13 protein-coding genes are annotated in these 16,555 nt (G+C 63.3%); 3 read left to right on the top strand and 10 right to left on the bottom strand.

All coding sequences use genetic code 11. The features are described 5' to 3' along the window. Positions 1-15: 15 nt before the first annotated feature. The 4 genes from ACEN8U_RS20135 to ACEN8U_RS20120 all read right to left on the bottom strand — a co-directional run bounded on the left by ACEN8U_RS20135 (position 16) and on the right by ACEN8U_RS20120 (position 2,876). Positions 16-1,239, bottom strand: a complete 1,224-nt coding sequence (locus ACEN8U_RS20135) for an IscS subfamily cysteine desulfurase (protein WP_013588924.1) — start codon at positions 1,237-1,239, stop codon at positions 16-18. Positions 1,240-1,311: 72 nt separating this feature from the next. Next, the gene (gene iscR / locus ACEN8U_RS20130; protein WP_013338762.1) at positions 1,312-1,842 is read right to left on the bottom strand and encodes a Fe-S cluster assembly transcriptional regulator IscR; all 531 of its coding nucleotides are present in this window, start codon (positions 1,840-1,842) and stop codon (positions 1,312-1,314) included. 132 nt (positions 1,843-1,974) lie between these two features. After that, positions 1,975-2,472: a low molecular weight protein-tyrosine-phosphatase gene (locus ACEN8U_RS20125; protein WP_015003187.1), complete on the bottom strand. Its 498-nt coding sequence runs from the start codon at positions 2,470-2,472 to the stop codon at positions 1,975-1,977. Between the two features lie 164 nt (positions 2,473-2,636). Beyond that, positions 2,637-2,876, bottom strand: coding sequence for a hypothetical protein (locus ACEN8U_RS20120; RefSeq protein WP_015003188.1), 240 nt, complete (start codon positions 2,874-2,876; stop codon positions 2,637-2,639). Positions 2,877-3,144: 268 nt separating this feature from the next. Here ACEN8U_RS20120 and ACEN8U_RS20115 point away from each other — a divergent pair, with 268 nt between their 5' ends. Beyond that, on the top strand, positions 3,145-3,666 hold the full coding sequence (locus ACEN8U_RS20115; RefSeq protein WP_015003189.1) for a hypothetical protein: 522 nt from the start codon (positions 3,145-3,147) through the stop codon (positions 3,664-3,666). A 139-nt stretch (positions 3,667-3,805) separates the two neighbouring features. Here the strand turns inward: ACEN8U_RS20115 and ACEN8U_RS20110 are convergent, their stop codons facing one another. Then, positions 3,806-5,221: a lactate utilization protein B gene (locus tag ACEN8U_RS20110; protein ID WP_015003190.1), complete on the bottom strand. Its 1,416-nt coding sequence runs from the start codon at positions 5,219-5,221 to the stop codon at positions 3,806-3,808. A 10-nt stretch (positions 5,222-5,231) separates the two neighbouring features. Further along, the gene (locus ACEN8U_RS20105; RefSeq protein ID WP_015003191.1) at positions 5,232-5,954 is read right to left on the bottom strand and encodes a (Fe-S)-binding protein; all 723 of its coding nucleotides are present in this window, start codon (positions 5,952-5,954) and stop codon (positions 5,232-5,234) included. 180 nt (positions 5,955-6,134) lie between these two features. On the opposite strand from ACEN8U_RS20105, the gene ACEN8U_RS20100 reads away from it, so the two are divergent. Continuing rightward, positions 6,135-6,950, top strand: a complete 816-nt coding sequence (locus tag ACEN8U_RS20100) for an IclR family transcriptional regulator (RefSeq protein WP_015003192.1) — start codon at positions 6,135-6,137, stop codon at positions 6,948-6,950. Between the two features lie 119 nt (positions 6,951-7,069). Here ACEN8U_RS20100 and pbpG read toward each other — a convergent pair whose 3' ends face one another. Continuing rightward, on the bottom strand, positions 7,070-8,245 hold the full coding sequence (gene pbpG, locus ACEN8U_RS20095; protein ID WP_015003193.1) for a D-alanyl-D-alanine endopeptidase: 1,176 nt from the start codon (positions 8,243-8,245) through the stop codon (positions 7,070-7,072). A 770-nt stretch (positions 8,246-9,015) separates the two neighbouring features. On the opposite strand from pbpG, the gene ACEN8U_RS20090 reads away from it, so the two are divergent. Further along, positions 9,016-9,588, top strand: a complete 573-nt coding sequence (locus tag ACEN8U_RS20090) for a phasin family protein (protein ID WP_006051259.1) — start codon at positions 9,016-9,018, stop codon at positions 9,586-9,588. 425 nt (positions 9,589-10,013) lie between these two features. Here ACEN8U_RS20090 and lpdA read toward each other — a convergent pair whose 3' ends face one another. From lpdA to aceE, 3 genes are all read right to left on the bottom strand, one after another. Next, positions 10,014-11,777 (bottom strand): dihydrolipoyl dehydrogenase, encoded by a 1,764-nt coding sequence (lpdA, locus tag ACEN8U_RS20085; protein ID WP_310106581.1) that lies wholly within the window; start codon positions 11,775-11,777, stop codon positions 10,014-10,016. A gap of 262 nt (positions 11,778-12,039) precedes the next feature. Further along, positions 12,040-13,707: a dihydrolipoyllysine-residue acetyltransferase gene (aceF, locus tag ACEN8U_RS20080; protein ID WP_041745559.1), complete on the bottom strand. Its 1,668-nt coding sequence runs from the start codon at positions 13,705-13,707 to the stop codon at positions 12,040-12,042. 85 nt (positions 13,708-13,792) lie between these two features. Then, entirely contained in the window at positions 13,793-16,489 is a 2,697-nt protein-coding gene (gene aceE, locus ACEN8U_RS20075; RefSeq protein WP_015003196.1) for a pyruvate dehydrogenase (acetyl-transferring), homodimeric type, read from the bottom strand. Positions 16,490-16,555: the final 66 nt, after the last annotated feature.

Here is a 16,555-nt window from a genome sequence, read left to right as displayed (position 1 = left end):
CGACGACCCGGCGCGTCAGTGCGCTGCCCACTGGATGGTCGAAATATCAATGCCGTCCTGATGCATTTCCCACAGCGGCGACAGATCGCGCAGCTTGGCAATTTTCGTCTTCAGCAGATTGATCACGTAGTCCACGTCCTGCTCCGTCGTGAAGCGGCCCACCGTGAAGCGGATCGAGCTGTGCGCGAGTTCGTCGTTACGGCCGAGTGCGCGCAATACATAAGACGGTTCGAGCGACGCCGACGTGCACGCCGAACCCGACGACACCGCCACGTCCTTCACCGCCATGATCAGCGATTCGCCCTCGACGAAATTGAAGCTGATGTTCAGGTTGTGCGGCACACGCTTTTCCATGTCGCCGTTCACATACACTTCTTCGATCTCCGACAGGCCGCGCAGCAAACGGTCTCGCAGCATGCGAATGCGCTCGTTTTCGGTGGCCATTTCTTCGCGTGCGATGCGAAACGCCTCGCCCATGCCGACAATCTGGTGCGTGGCCAAGGTGCCCGAACGCATGCCGCGCTCGTGACCGCCGCCGTGCATCTGCGCTTCGATGCGCACGCGCGGCTTGCGGCGCACGTACAGCGCGCCGATGCCCTTCGGACCATACGTCTTGTGCGCCGAAAAGGACATGAGGTCGACCTTCAGCTTTTGCAGATCGATGTCGATCTTGCCGGTGGCCTGCGCCGCGTCCACGTGGAAAATAATGCCTTTTTCACGGGTGATGTCGCCGATCGCCTCGATGTCCTGAATCACGCCGATTTCGTTGTTCACCGACATGACCGACACGAGAATCGTGTCCGGACGGATCGCCGCCTTGAACTTTTCCAGGTCGATCAGACCGTCTTCCTTCACGTCCAGATAGGTGACTTCGAAGCCTTCGCGCTCCAGCTCGCGGCAGGTGTCGAGCACGGCCTTGTGCTCGGTCTTCACCGTGATGATGTGCTTGCCCTTGCTCTTGTAGAAGTGCGCCGCGCCCTTGATGGCGAGGTTGTCCGACTCCGTCGCGCCCGAGGTCCAGATGATTTCGCGCGGATCGGCGTTCACCAGCGCCGCGACGTTCTCGCGCGCTTCCTCGACCGCGCGCTCCGCTGTCCAGCCATACGAATGGCTGCGCGACGCGGGGTTGCCGAACTGCTCGCGCAGATACGGAATCATCTTGTCCACCACGCGCGGATCGACCGGGGTCGTGGCGCTGTAGTCCATGTAAATGGGCAGGTGGGGAATCTCGTTGTTCATCTATCGCTCCGGGGGACGTCGTGTGCTCTGGCTTCTGAATTCGTTCGCGCTGCGGTCATGCCGCGCCGCGTCTTACGAACCGGCCATGTTGAAAACGGAATTGGGACCTTTCGGCGCGACGCGGACGGGCTCGACCGCCGGCGCCTCGCTGCGCCTGTCGCGCAGAACCGCGGGTGCGCCTTCGCGCGAACGCTGCTGATCGACCAGATCTTTCAGCGAGACCGAATCCAGGTACTCGACCATTTTCTGGTTCAGCGTGGACCACAGCTCATGGGTCATGCAATGGCCGTCGTGCTGCTTCGTGCCTTCGCACGAGCCCTTGCCGCCGCATTGCGTGGCGTCGAGCGGCTCGTCCACCGCAATGATGATGTCGGCCACCGTCACGTCTTCGGGACGGCGCGCGAGATTGTAGCCGCCGCCCGGTCCGCGCACGGACTCGACGATTTCATGACGACGCAGCTTGCCAAACAGCTGCTCGAGGTACGACAGGGAGATGTGTTGGCGCTGGCTGATACCCGCAAGCGTCACCGGGCCCTGCTCCTGGCGCAAAGCCAGGTCGATCATCGCCGTAACGGCGAACCGGCCTTTCGTGGTGAGTCTCATATATATGGGGAACCGCTATTCTCGACAAGTTTTGTCAAGTATAAATACATGAGCGATTTAGTCAAGTATCCCTGCCGTGATTCGGGTCATTGCCTTGCACGCCGGGGCGCCTCTTGCAGCGGCGGGGGCAACCTAACCCATCAATTGGGGACGCAGTGCCGCGATGAGGCCGCGGCACGCCGCCTCGCACTGGTCGAGTACCTGTTCGAAACCTTCCGCGCCGCCGAAATAGGGATCGACGACCTCGCGGGCGCCGCTCCAGCGGGCGTCGCTTTCCGGCACGAACTCCATCAGGAGACGAATCTTGTCCTGCTGCTCCGGCGGGCACACGAGCCGCAGCGCGGCGACGTTCTTGTCGTCCATCGCGATCAGCAGGTCGAAGCGGTCGAAGTCGATGTCCGCGATCTGGCGCCCGCGCAGCGCCGCGAGGTCATACCCGCGGCCACGCGCGGCGTGCTGGGCGCGCTCGTCCGGTGGCTGGCCGATATGCCAGTCGCCCGTGCCGGCCGAGTCGATCAGAATGCGCTCCGCAAGCTTCGCTTCTTCGACGAGACGGCGCATCACGCCTTCCGCGGTCGGCGAACGGCAGATGTTCCCGAGGCAGACAAAGCAGATGGACACAGTTTTCATCGAAGGCTTCTTGTCGCGCTCTGGCGCGCAGTGAAGTGCGAAGGACGGCAACAACGCGACGTCCGCCGCGCGGTGCCGCGATTATACAAAGGCGCGCAAAATCGCGCCGGACGCGCTGCGCGACATTCGCCGCGGGCTGCGGCGGCTCGAGGACTCCGACGAATTCACGACGCCTGCGGCAGCGGCAGCGCCGTAACCGCGCGCAAGGGCTTTGCCGCGGCGGATGAGGCATCGTCGATCATGCCGTACGATACCGCCCGCGCGAGTTCCGCGGTCAATTGGTCGGCGGCGAGCGGAGCCTGCGCGCCGCGCGCCGCGACGTCGCCGGAAACCTGCAGATACCCTGCCGCCGCCAGTCCCGCGACGAGTGCGAGAGGCCAGTACACCGCTATTGTCTTTTTCATGATGTCGTTCTTCCAGAGGATGGCTAGTCAGCTCATCGCCCACTATGCCCATCACAAATGCTATAGAAAACGACAATCAGGAAAAACCCGCTGCGGCGCGAAACAGCGTTGCCCCAAATGGAACAGTGAGGGATGCGAGCCGCCTGGGCGCCCGGCCCCAGTCTGCCTGGCACGAAAAATAAGTCCTTACAAAAGCATACAAAGCTCGCGCGACAGATGCGCATAATTGCGGTCTCATAGCTATGAAACCTTCTGCCTCGAGCTTGAAATGAAACGCTTTGCACCCCTTGCCGGTGTTGCCGCCGCCACAGTCACTGCCCTGCTGGGCGGCTGTGCCGTCTATCCGGACGGCACCCCCATGTACAGCAACGGCTACAGCACGTACGACAGCTACGACGCGTACGGCGTGCCGGTCGTCCCGCAGACCAACGTCTATATGGGCTATAGCAATTATTACGGTCCCGGCTATTACGACGGTCCGGGGCGCTACTACGGGCCGGGTCCGGGGTATCGGGGCTATCCGGGGCGCCCCTATCACGACGGGGACAACGGCAATCGCGGCGGAAACGGCGGCTGGCATGGTCAGCCGAGCGGCGGCCCACCGCCGCAGGGCGCGGTGGCGGGTCCACGCGGACCCAGCGGATCGAATGCACCGCGGCCGGGCGCCGCACCTCCGCCGGCCCCGGCACCCGCGCCGCAGGCGGGCGGGGGTGGCGGCGGCCGCGGCGGTGGTGCTCCGGTGGCAAGAGGGTATCCGAATCGGCCCTCGGGCGGACCGACGGATCATTGAGACGGCGCTTTTGAGTGTCGTGCTGTAGTGGCGTGCTGTAGTGGCGCACGTCGCTGTGCATCGAGGCGCGTACCAAGGCAAAGTTCGCGACACTCCTTGCAAGACCGCCGCGGTTGCGCCCACCAGCCGGCCCTCATTTTTAGCCGATATGGCTGCGCTGAGCGGCGTACAACTCCCTGAACGTGCGGCCCACCGGCGCGGGCATGTCACGCGTGTCGGTCCAGCCGGCGCCGCCCAAAGGCAGCTTCGCAATCGAACGGCTCTTGCCGCCCATGCGCTCGAGCACCCTCACGGCGAGCTTCGTGACAAGCGCATAAGCGTCCGGATGCATCGCCAGAAAGCCCCATATGGCGAGGCCGGCCCGCTCCTTCCATGGACGCAGGCGCCGTTCGACCTGCTTCTCGCGCAACTTGCGCAGCAGGTCGGATAACGGAATGCCGACCGGGCACACGCTATTGCATTCGCCGCACAGCGTGGCCGCTTGCGGCAGGTCCAGCGCCTTGTCCAGTCCGACATAGCTCGGCGTCAACACAGAGCCCATCGGGCCCGGATACACCCAGCCATAAGCGTGTCCGCCCACCTTCTGATACACCGGGCAATGATTCATGCACGCGCCGCAGCGGATACAGCGCAGCATCTCCTGAAAATCACCGCCGATGAGCCCGGTGCGCCCGCCGTCGACGAGCACCACATACATATGCTCCGGCCCGTCCTGGTCGCCCTCGGCTCGCGGGCCGGTCAGCACGGAAAAATAGTTGGACGTGGTCTGGCCCGTCGCCGAGCGCGGCAGCAGGCGCATGGCTGTCGCAAGGTCCTCGAGCGTGGGCAACACTTTTTCGATGCCGGTCACGGCAACGTGCACACGCGGCATGACCGTGCACATGCCTTCGTTGCCCTCGTTCGTGACGAGCACGACGGAGCCGGTCTCCGCGATCACGAAGTTGCCGCCCGTCACGCCCATGTCCGCGCTCATGAAATGCGGCCGCAGCACCTGCCGCGCTTCGAGCGTCATGTCCGGAATCTCGGTGAGGCGCGGCCGGCCATGCGTTTTGGCGAAGAGGTCGGCAATCTCGTCCTTATCCTTATGGACGACCGGCGCGATGATGTGGCTCGGCGGCTCGTTGCCGTTGATCTGCAGAATGTATTCGCCGAGATCGGTCTCGATGGATTGCACGCCCAGTTGCCCGAGCACTTCGTTCAGGCGCATTTCCTCGGTGACCATCGACTTCGTCTTGATCACCTTCCTGACCTCGTGCCGGCGGGCAATGTCGCCGACGAGCCGCGCGGCTTCCTGCGTGGTCTCCGCAAACAGCACCGTAACGCCGCGCCGGGTCGCTTCGCGCTCGAAGGTCTCGAGCCACACGTCCAGGTTTTGCAGCGCGCGGTTGCGGCGCTCCTTGAGCGCGGCGCGCGTGGCCGGAAAGTCGATGGCCGTCAACGCCGCGGCGCGCGCCGACACGAACTTCGTGGAAAGCTTCGTCAGGTTCTGCTGCAGCCGCTGGTCGGCAAGCTTCTGACCGGCGCGCGCCTTGAACTGCATCGATTGGATTTGCATGGCGATTCCCTCACACGTCGCCGGCCAGCACCTGCGCGATATGCAGCACGCGCGTGGCGGTGTCGCCGGTGCGCCTCAGGCGCCCTTCTATATTGAGCATGCAGCCGAGATCGCCGAGCACCACCGCGCCGGCGCCGCTCTCGCGGATGTTGGCGCATTTTTCGTCGACGATCGCCGTGGAAATGTCGCCGTACTTGACCGCAAAGGTGCCGCCGAAGCCGCAGCAATGCTCGCAGCCCTTCATTTCCGTCACCGCCACGCCCACCTGCGCGAGCAGTTCGCGCGGCTGCGCCTTCACGCCAAGCTCGCGCAGACCAGAACACGAATCGTGATAAGTCACCTTTTCGGAGAAGTCGCCCGGCTGCAACTGCACCTTCGCGACGTTGACGAGGAAATCGGTCAGCTCGAAGACCTTGGCGCGCAGCCGGCCGAAGCGGTTCATCAGCTCGGGATCGTCGGCGAAAAGATCGCCGTAATGGGCGCGAATCATGCCGCCGCACGAGCCTGACGGCACCACGACATAGTCGAACTGCTCGAACTCGCGCAGGGTTTTCTCGGCCAGGTCGCGGGCAATGCGCCGCTCGCCCGAGTTGTACGCGGGCTGGCCGCAGCAGGTTTGCGCAGGCGGCGCCATCACATCAAAACCGGCGCCTTCGAGCAGCTTGATCACCGAAAAACCGATTTCGGGCCGCATCAGGTCGATCAGGCAGGTGACGAACAATCCGACTCGCATGAGCCCTCCTCTGGGAAAACGTCCCTGATTATCCGCTGTTTGGCGCACAATACCAACGCCCGAAAGGCATAGGACGAATGCGCGTGCAAATTCGAGGCGCGGCTCCAACTGCGTTCGCTTTTTTCACGATACGAGATACAATCAATTTTCCGCTGTTTGACGCGTCAATTGATCCCTCTTATGAGCGACACGAACCCGGATCCCAAAACCTCGATCCAGGTGATCGAACGCATGATGCGCCTGCTGGACGCACTCGCGGCGCATAGCGACCCGGTCAGCCTGAAAGAACTCGCCATCCGCACGGAGCTCCATCCGTCCACCGCGCACCGTATCCTGAACGATATGGTGATGTGCCGCCTCGTCGACCGCTCCGATCCCGGCACCTACCGGCTCGGCATGCGCCTGCTCGAACTCGGCAATCTCGTGAAGGCGCGCCTGTCCGTGCGCGACGCAGCGCTCACGCCCATGCGCGAGCTGCATCGCCAGACGGGCCAGACCGTGAACCTCTCGGTGCGTCAGGGCGACGAAATCGTCTATATCGAACGCGCCTATTCCGAGCGTTCGGGCATGCAGGTGGTGCGGGCCATCGGCGGGCGGGCGCCGCTGCATCTGACCTCGGTGGGCAAGCTCTTTCTCGCCGCCGACGAATCCACCCGCGTGCGCGCCTACGCGACGCGCACGGGCCTCTCGGGCCACACGCAAAACAGCATCACCGATCTCGCCAAGCTCGAGCGCGAACTGTCGCATGTCCGCCAGCAAGCCTGCGCGCGCGATAACGAGGAGCTGGAGCTAGGCGTGCGCTGCATCGCCGCGGGCATTTACGACGACACCGGCAAGCTGGTCGCCGGTTTGTCGCTCTCGGCGCCGGCTGACCGCCTGCAGGATTCCTGGCTCGGTCAGCTCAGCCAGACCGCGCTGGTCATTTCGGAGGCGCTAGGCTATCGGCCGCAAGCTTCGCAGGATCAGGGCCGGCATCATCCGAATTCGCACGCGTGACGCGTGAGGCGCACCGCAAATCGCTGCGCCTGAGAAGCAAAAAGCCCCGCATGTGCGGGGCTTTTTATTTGCCGCGGCGGCTTTAGACAAGCGACCGCGCGCAACACGTCAGCACGCGTTCAGGTGCCCGGGCCGCTCGCATCGGCGCTCGTAATACGCGGCTGATCGCCACCGTTGTCGAGCCACGTGCGCAGGCGCGTCGCATCCGCGAAACGCGAGTACTTGCCCGACGAATCGAGCAGCACCATCACCATCGGGCGGCCGTGAATGTTGGCTTGCATCACGAGGCATTCACCCGCTTCGTTGATGAAGCCGGTCTTTTGCAGGCCGATGTCCCACGTCGGGTTGCGCACCAGCGCATTCGTGCTGTTGTACGCCAGTGTGCGCTTGCCGGTGTAGACCTCGTAGCTGTGATCCGTCGAGAACTTGCGAATCAACGGATACTGATACGCCGCGTTCACCATCTTCACGAGATCGCGCGCGCTCGACACGTTCTGGCTCGTCAAGCCGGTCGGGTTCTCGAAGTGCGTGTCGGTCATGCCGAGCTGCCGCGCTTTCGCGTTCATCGCCGCGAGGAAAGCCGGGCGGCCGCCCGGGTAGTAGCGCGACAGCGCCGCCGCGGCGCGGTTTTCCGACGCCATCAGCGCGATATGCAGCATGTCTTCGCGCGAGAGCACCGAGCCGACCGACAGGCGCGAGCCGGTGTTCTTCTCGTAGTCGCGGTCTTCGTCCGTCACTTCGAGCTGGTCGGTCATCGGCTCTTTCGAGTCGAGCACGACCATTGCGGTCATCAGCTTGGTGATGGATGCGATGGGCACGACGGCGCGCGAGTTTTTGTCGAAGAGCGGCTCGCCGGTGTTCTGGTCGACCACGTACGCGACGCTCGAGCGCAGCATCAGCGCGTCGGGCGTCTCGTGCAGGCCGAACGCCTGGCCGACGCTCGGCTGACGCGGCTCGTACGCGACGCGCCGCATCACCGAGTGATGACGGCCGTTCGAGGTATAGGTCACGCGCTTGCGCTTGACGCTCGCGCGGGGCGCGTCGTCTTCCGCGGCTGCGCTCTTCGCGACCTGGCCGGCTTTCGCAGCCTTGCCCGATACCTTGGCGGCAGCGGCGGGCTTCTTGCCGGCCTTGGCGTGCTTCGAGGTTTTTGCGGCTGCAGCCGGTGTCGCGGCAAAAGTGCTCACTGGCGTGGCAAGCGCCGCCGCAAGGACCATGGAGGCGGCTACCGACAGAGCGGTGCTGCGCGCCGCGCCGTGGATCACTTTCAGCGACGAAAACATGTCGGTTTTCATGGGTGTTCTGTAGGGAGCGGCGAGAGGTTTCCGCAAGTGTAGTAAAACAACGAAAAATTAGCAATTTGAAGCACTTATGGGCGCTCTTTAAACCAGCTTGTAAGCTCCGATCGCAAAAACGCAAATAAGTGCCGCGCCTCGATCGATAAAAACAATCAAAGCGCTGTGCCTCGCCGCAACCGCGACCCTCGAAGGGGTGCAGTCCCTTCAGCATAACGGCAATATCGAGACAACCTTGATGAGGGGAAACACGACTCCCGCGCGAACCGATGTCCCGCACGGTGCGCGCCGGGCGGGCAATACCTGCCGCGCGTGCGATGTTAAACACCCGCTGCAAATCCGCAGACGCGCATTCGACTCGCATCATCGATTAACGTTCCGTGACACTTTATGGTTTACATCAATTCGCTTCGGCGCCGACCTTTTGTTAAATAGACACCCGCGAGTTTTTTTGCGGCGCAGTGCGTCGAGGCAAAAAATACGTCGACGAGCAGGAATAAACTACCGCTTTCCGCTTTGACGCCTCCCCGCGGCGGTCAATTGTGCTGCGTCACGCGCGTGTCATGCACGTTGCATAAGCTATTGTTTTCTAAGTGGTTTCTTAAAATTGTGCGATGCACAAAAAGCGCTTGACATTCTTGCGCGCCATCCTAAAATAGAACCCATTGCTGCGATGCACAATACATCGCGGTCCGGGCAGACGAATTTGTGCGTCTCGCCACCACCCAATGCGGTCCGCAAAGATCGGCCGCGATCCAGGAGCGTAAACCATGACTCTGCTGACCCCCGAGCAATTTGCTGCAGCCCAGAAAGCCAACTTTGAAACGCTGTTCGGCCTGACCACCAAGGCATTCGAAGGCGTTGAAAAGCTCGTCGAACTGAACCTGCAAGTCGTGAAATCGACGCTCGCGGAAAGCCAGGAAAATGCCCAGCGCGCGCTGTCGGTGAAAGACGCGCAAGAGCTGCTGGCACTGCAAGCTAGCCTCGCCCAGCCGGTCGCTGAAAAGGCGCTGTCGTACGGCCGTCACGTGTACGAAATCGTTTCGGCCACGCAAGGCGAGTTCGCCCGCGTAGCGGAAGCGCAATTCGAAGAGCAGAACCGCAAGGTTCAGTCGCTCGTCGAAAACGTCGCGAAGAATGCACCGGCCGGTTCGGAAACTGCTGTCGCCGTGATCAAGTCGGCCATCACCGCCGCCAACACGACGTACGAAACGGTTCACAAGGCCACCAAGCAGGCTGTCGAAATCGCCGAAAGCAACTTCAATGCAGCCGCTACGGCCGCATCGAAGGCAGCTTCGCAAGCCGCTGCGCAAGCATCGCGCTCGGCCAAGAAGCCGGTCTAAGTTTCCGGTTCTCTTGTCAGGCCTCGCTTGCGGGGCCTGTTCTCAAGCCAGATTCAGGCATCGTCCACGCCGGCCCAGCTTCCCGCTGCGCCGGCGTTGTTGTAAGCAACAGCGTCGTGCCTTTGCCGCTCGCACGGTTCCAATTGGCCGAACGCTCCGATACGTCGAACGGCGTATCGTTTGCCCGGCGAAGCGCCGGGATTTTTTTGCGCCGCGCTTTGCGGCATGTTTTGCGTCGCTTCCGGCTGGACCCTTCGCGGGGCGCTTTCAGCTTCTCACAATGCTTGTCAGGCGGGGCTCGCTGCCCGCCTGCGATCCTGCGGCACATAGATCCCGCTCGTTGTTGCATATAAAAACGGCGCGCCCCGCAAAGGGCGCGCCGTTTCTTCAGCGCCATCCGCACGGATGCGGATGAGCCACACGCGTTACTTCTTTTTCTGCGGCGGCAAGTCGGTGCACACGCCTTCGTACAGCTCGGCAGCCATGCCGATCGATTCGCCGAGCGTCGGGTGCGGGTGGATCGTCTTGCCGATATCCGTTGCGTCCGCACCCATTTCGACCGCGAGGCACACTTCGCTGATCAGATCGCCCGCATTCAGACCGACGATACCGCCGCCGATCACGCGATGCGTTTCCTCGTCGAACAGCAGCTTGGTGAAGCCTTCGTCGCGCCCGTTGGCAATGGCGCGGCCCGAAGCGGCCCACGGGAACACCGCCTTGCCGTACTTGATGCCGGCCGCCTTCAGCTGGTCTTCCGTCTTGCCGGCCCACGCCACTTCAGGATCGGTGTAAGCCACCGACGGAATCTGGATCGCGTCGAAGTACGCCTTCTCGCCGTGCGCCGCTTCCGCCGCGACGTGGCCTTCGTGCACGGCCTTGTGCGCGAGCATCGGCTGACCGACGATATCGCCGATCGCGAAGATGTGCGGCACGTTGGTGCGCATCTGCTTGTCGACGTCGATGAAACCGCGGTCCGTCACGGCCACGCCCGCCTTCTCCGCGCCGATCTTCTTGCCGTTCGGCGTGCGGCCGACCGCCACGAGCACGAGGTCGTAGCGGTGCGCTTCGGCCGGGGCCTTTTCGCCTTCGAACGACACGTAGATGCCGTCCTCTTTCGCTTCCGCCGCCGTGGTTTTGGTCTTCAGCATGACGTTCGCGAAACGCTTGCTGTTGTACTTTTCCCAGACCTTCACGAGGTCGCGGTCGGCGCCGGCCATCAGGCCGTCGAGCATTTCCACGACGTCGATCTGCGCGCCGAGCGTTGCGTACACCGTCGCCATTTCGAGCCCGATGATGCCGCCGCCGATCACCAGCATGCGCTGGGGAATCTGACGCAGCTCGAGCGCGCCGGTCGAATCCACCACGCGCGGGTCTTCCGGAATGAACGGCAGCTTCACCGCCTCGGAGCCCGCGGCGATGATCGCCTGCTTGAACCTGACAACCTTTTTGCCGCCTTCGGTCTGCACTTCCATGTGGTTCGGATCGACGAACGCGCCGGTACCCGTTACCACTTCGACCTTGCGCGCCTTGGCCATGCCGGCGAGACCGCCGGTCAGCTTTTTGACTACGCCCGACTTGAAATCGCGCAGCTTGTCGAGATCGATCTGCGGCTTACCGAACGTGATGCCGTGCGAGCCGAGCGCCTCGGCTTCGTCGATCACGAGCGCGGTGTGCAGCAGCGCCTTGGACGGAATGCAACCCACGTTCAGACACACGCCGCCCAGCGTCGAATACCGTTCGACGAGCACGGTCTTCATGCCGAGATCGGCGGAACGGAAAGCGGCCGAATAGCCGCCCGGGCCCGAGCCGAGCACGAGCATGTCGCATTCGATGTCCGCGCTGCCAGAGAAACTGCCCGCTTGCGGCGCGGGCGCGGCGGCCTTGGGTGCGGGCGCCGGAGCCGGAGCCGGCGCAGCGGCCTTCGGCGCGTCCTTCGCGGACGCAGCCGCGCCCGACGTTTCGACGAGCGCGATGACGGTACCTTGCGAGACCTTGTCGCCGGCCTTGATGCGGACTTCCTTGACGGTGCCGGCGGTATCGCTCGGCACTTCCATGGAGGCCTTATCGGACTCGAGCGTCAGCAGCGACTGTTCCTGTTCGATCGTGTCGCCCGGTTTGATATTGACTTCGATGACATCGACGTCCTTGAAGTCGCCGATATCCGGCACTTTTACTTCGACGAGACTCATAGTGTCCCCTTCTTGTGTTGATGGTGGTGCACAAAGAACCCGTATCCGTCCGCCGAAAAGCTGGCAGCGCGGCGGACAGAATCACCCTTTGCCGTCCGCCCAAGGACGCGCCTTTCTTTGCTTACTTTTCTTTGGAAGACGAAGAAAAGTAAGTGCCGCCCCGCACAAGGGGCAGCGCTAATGGACCGACGTGAAAACAGGTTCTACAGAAGCGCGGATCACCGCCAAACACCCAGCAGCGCCCCGCGCAAAAACACCACAATCAAAGAATCACACGCCGAAAATCGGCAAGAATCGACCCAAGATACGCATTGAACCGCGCAGCCTCAGCACCGTCGATCACACGATGGTCGTACGACAGCGACAGCGGCAGCGTCAGACGCGGCACGAACTGCTTGCCGTCCCACACCGGCTTCATCGCGCCGCGCGACAAACCGAGAATCGCGACTTCGGGTGCGTTGATGATCGGCGTGAAGTTCGTGCCGCCAATGCCGCCCAGCGACGAAATCGAGAAGCAGCCGCCTTGCATCTGATCGGGCTTGAGCTTGCCTTCGCGCGCAGCCTTCGACAGGTCGGTCATTTCCTTCGCGATCTCGACGAGGCCCTTCTTGTCCGCGTCCCGAATCACCGGAACGACGAGACCGTTCGGCGTGTCCGCAGCAAAACCGATGTGGTAGTACTGCTTGAAGACGAGATTGTCGCCGTCGAGGCTCGCGTTGAAGGTCGGGAACTTCTTCAGCGCCGACACGACCGCCTTGATCACGAACGCCAGCATCGTGATCTTCACGCCGGCCTTTTCGTTTTCCTTGTTCAACTGCACGCGCAGCGCTTCGAGCTCGGTGATGTCCGCCTCGTCGTTGTTCGTGACGTGCGGGATCATCACCCAGTTGCGGTGCAGGTTCGCGCCGGAAATCTTCTTGATGCGCGACAGCGGCTTCGCCTCGAACGGGCCGAACTTCGAGAAGTCGACCTTCGGCCACGGCAGCAGGTTCAGCTCGCCGCCCGCCGCCGCAGGCGCGGCAGCACCGGCGGGCGCCGCGCGCTGGCCCGTCATGACGCCCTTGATGAACGCGGTGACGTCGGCTTGCGTGATGCGGCCCTTCGGACCCGTGCCCTGCACTTGCGTCACGTCAACGCCCAGTTCGCGCGCGAACTTGCGCACCGAAGGCGAAGCGTGGCTGATGCGGCGCGTGCCGCCCTCGCCTGCCGGAATCAGCGGCGCCTGCGCGAGCGCGGACGGCGAGGCCGGTGCGGGCGACGGCGCGACGGGCGCGTCCGACGGTTTCTCGGCTTCGTGTTTCGGCGCGGCGGCGGGTGCCGGCGCGGGCGCTGCCGCACCGCCTTCGGCTTCCACCACGACGATGACCGAGCCTTCCGACACCGTATCGCCGACCTTGACCTTCACTTCCTTGACGACGCCGGCGGCCGAGCTCGGCACGTCCATGGTCGCCTTGTCGGATTCCAGCGTCACGAGCGACTGCTCTTTCTCGACGCGATCGCCGACCTTCACCGCGACTTCGATCACGGGAATGTCTTTGTAGTCGCCGATATCCGGCACCTTGACTTCCTGAAGGCCACCGCCGCCCGCTGCCGGAGCCGCGGCGGGCGCGGGCGCTGCGGCCGGTGCAGGTGCCGCAGCCGCAGCCGCAGCCGGAGCCGGGGCCGGAGCGGACGCCGCCGCACCGCCCGCCGCGCCGTCCAGCACGACGATCAGCGAACCTTCCGACACGTTGTCGCCCACCTTGACCTTGACTTCCTTGACGACGCCGGCGGCCGAACTCGGCACGTCCATGGTCGCCTTGTCGGATTCCAGCGTCACGAGCGACTGCTCTTTCTCGACGGTGTCACCCGCCTTGACCAGCACCTCGATCACAGGAATATCCTTGTAATCGCCGATGTCCGGCACCTTGACTTCGATCGCTTGACTCATTGTTAGTGTCTCCTGGGCCGCGCACGCGGCCGCCCCCGATCGCTCAGGGACGGCGCGCACGCCGTGGCACACGGGGAATGATGCCTTAGACGGTCATCGGGTTGGGTTTGGCGGGATCAAGGTTGTACTTCTTGAGCGCCTCGGCGACCACCTTGCGTTCGATCGTGCCTTCGTCTGCCAGCGCGTTCAGCGCGGCAACCGTGACCCAGTAGCGGTCCACTTCGAAGAAATGACGCAGCTTCTCGCGCGTGTCCGAGCGGCCGTAGCCGTCCGTGCCCAGCACGACGAAACGTTGCGGCACGAACGCGCGGATCTGCTCGGTGAGCGCACGCACGTAGTCGGTCGAAGCGATGACCGGACCTTGCGCGTCCTTCAGCAGCTTCTCGACGTGCGAGAGCTTTTTCTCTTCCGTCGGATGCAGGAGGTTCCAGCGCTGGACTTCGTGGCCTTCGCGCGCGAGTTCGGTGAAGCTCGGCACGCTCCACAGGTCGGCAGCGACGCCCCAGTCGTTCTTCAGCAGGTCGGCGGCGGCGATCACTTCGTTGAAAATCGTGCCCGCGCCCATCAGTTGCACGCGCGGCGCCTTGCTGTCGGCCTCGGCCTTGCGGAACGCATACATGCCCTTGATGATGTCCGACGCCACGTTCTCACCCTGCGGAATCGCCGGGTGCTCGTAGTTCTCGTTCATCACCGTGATGTAGTAGTACACGTCTTCCTGTTCCGCGACCATGCGGCGCAGGCCGTCCTGCATGATGACCGCGAGTTCGTAGCCGAAGGTCGGGTCGTAGCTGATGCAGTTCGGCACCGAGGCGGCCCACAGCAGCGAGTGGCCGTCTTCGTGCTGCAGACCTTCGCCGTTCAGCGTGGTGCGGCCCGCCGTGCCGCCCAGCAGGAAGCCGCGCGAGCGCATGTCGCCCGCGGCCCATGCGAGGTCGCCGATACGCTGGAAGCCGAACATCGAGTAGAAGATGTAGAACGGAATCATGATCTCGCCGTGCGTCGAGTACGACGTCGCGGCTGCGATCCAGTCCGACATGCCGCCGGCTTCGTTAATGCCTTCCTGCAGGATCTGACCGGTTTCCGACTCACGGTAGAACATCAGCTGATCGGAATCTTCCGGAATGTACTTCTGGCCGTCCTGGTTCCAGATGCCGATCTGACGGAAGAGACCTTCCATGCCGAACGTACGCGACTCGTCCGGCACGATCGGCACCACGCGTTTGCCGAGCGCCTTGTCCTTCAGCAGGATGTTGAGAATCCGCACGAACGCCATGGTCGTGGAGATTTCGCGGCCCTCGCCCGTGCCCTTCAGAAGCGGCTCGAATGCCGACAGGTCCGGCACCGGGAGCGACTCGGCCTTCTGGCGGCGCGCCGGCAGATAGCCGCCGAGTTCCTGGCGGCGGGCGCGCATGTACTCGAGTTCTTTCGAACCTTCTTCAAACTTGAGGTACGGCACGTTGACGAGATCTTCGTCCGAGATGGGCAGACGGAACTGGTCGCGGAATTTCTTCAGCTGCTCCACCTGCATCTTCTTCTGCTGGTGGGTAATGTTCATGGCCTGGCCGGCTTCGCCCATGCCGTAGCCCTTGATCGTCTTCGCGAGGATGACGGTGGGCTGACCCTTTGTCTGAGTGGCTTCGTGGAACGCGGCGTAGATCTTGTGCGGATCGTGGCCGCCGCGGTTCAGGTTCCACACGTCTTCATCCGACCAGTCGGCGACGAGCGCCTTCAGTTCCGGCGTGTTGAAGAAATGCTCGCGCACGAATGCGCCCGACTCCGACTTGTACGTCTGGTATTCGCCGTCGACGACTTCCATCATGCGGCGCATGAGCGCGCCCGACTTGTCGCGTGCGAAGAGCGCGTCCCAGCGGCTGCCCCACACGACCTTGATGACGTTCCAGCCGGCGCCGCGAAATTCGCTTTCCAGTTCCTGGATGATCTTGCCGTTGCCGCGCACCGGGCCGTCGAGGCGCTGCAGGTTACAGTTAATCACGAACACGAGGTTGTCGAGGCGCTCGCGGCCGGCCATGCCGATCGCGCCGAGCGATTCCGGTTCGTCCGTTTCGCCGTCGCCGAGGAAAGCCCACACCTTGCGGCCATCGGTCTTAGCGATGCCGCGCGCCTGCATGTACTTCATGAAGCGCGCCTGGTAAATCGCCATGATCGGACCGAGGCCCATCGACACGGTCGGGAATTGCCAGAAGTCCGGCATCAGCCACGGGTGCGGATACGACGAGATGCCCTCGCCGCCCACTTCCTGGCGGAAGTTATCGAGCTGCTGCTCGGTCAGGCGGCCGAGCAGGAACGCGCGCGAGTAGACACCCGGCGACGAGTGACCCTGCACGAACACGAGGTCGCCGCCATGCTCGGGCGACGGTGCGTGCCAGAAATGGTTGAAGCCGACGTCATACAGCGTGGCTGCCGACGCGAACGACGCGATGTGGCCGCCGACGTTGGTGTCCTTGCCGGCGCGCAGCACCATGGCGATGGCGTTCCAGCGGGTGTACGAACGGATGCGGTGTTCGATGTCCTGGTCGCCGGGAATTTTCGCCTGGCGCGAGACCGGAATCGTGTTGATGTACGGGGTGTTGGCGGAGAACGGCAGGTGTTCGCCATGCACGCGGGCAAACTCGATCTGCTTCTCGATCAGGTAATGGGCACGGTCGGGGCCAACAGCAGAAATCACGCCATCCAGCGCTTCGAGCCACTCGCCGGTTTCCTGGGGATCGTCGTCTTTTTCAGCGGCGACATATTTCATGACTTCGTCGGGTACAGCGGACATGCTCGTCTCCTGGATATAGAGGAACGCTCTGTGAACAGACGACGCGGACGAAGCACGGCCGCGGCA

Source organism: Paraburkholderia phenoliruptrix (assembly GCF_047325075.1).
In the GTDB taxonomy this organism is placed as follows: domain Bacteria; phylum Pseudomonadota; class Gammaproteobacteria; order Burkholderiales; family Burkholderiaceae; genus Paraburkholderia; species Paraburkholderia phenoliruptrix.
This window is presented reverse-complemented; position numbering and strand designations above follow the sequence as displayed.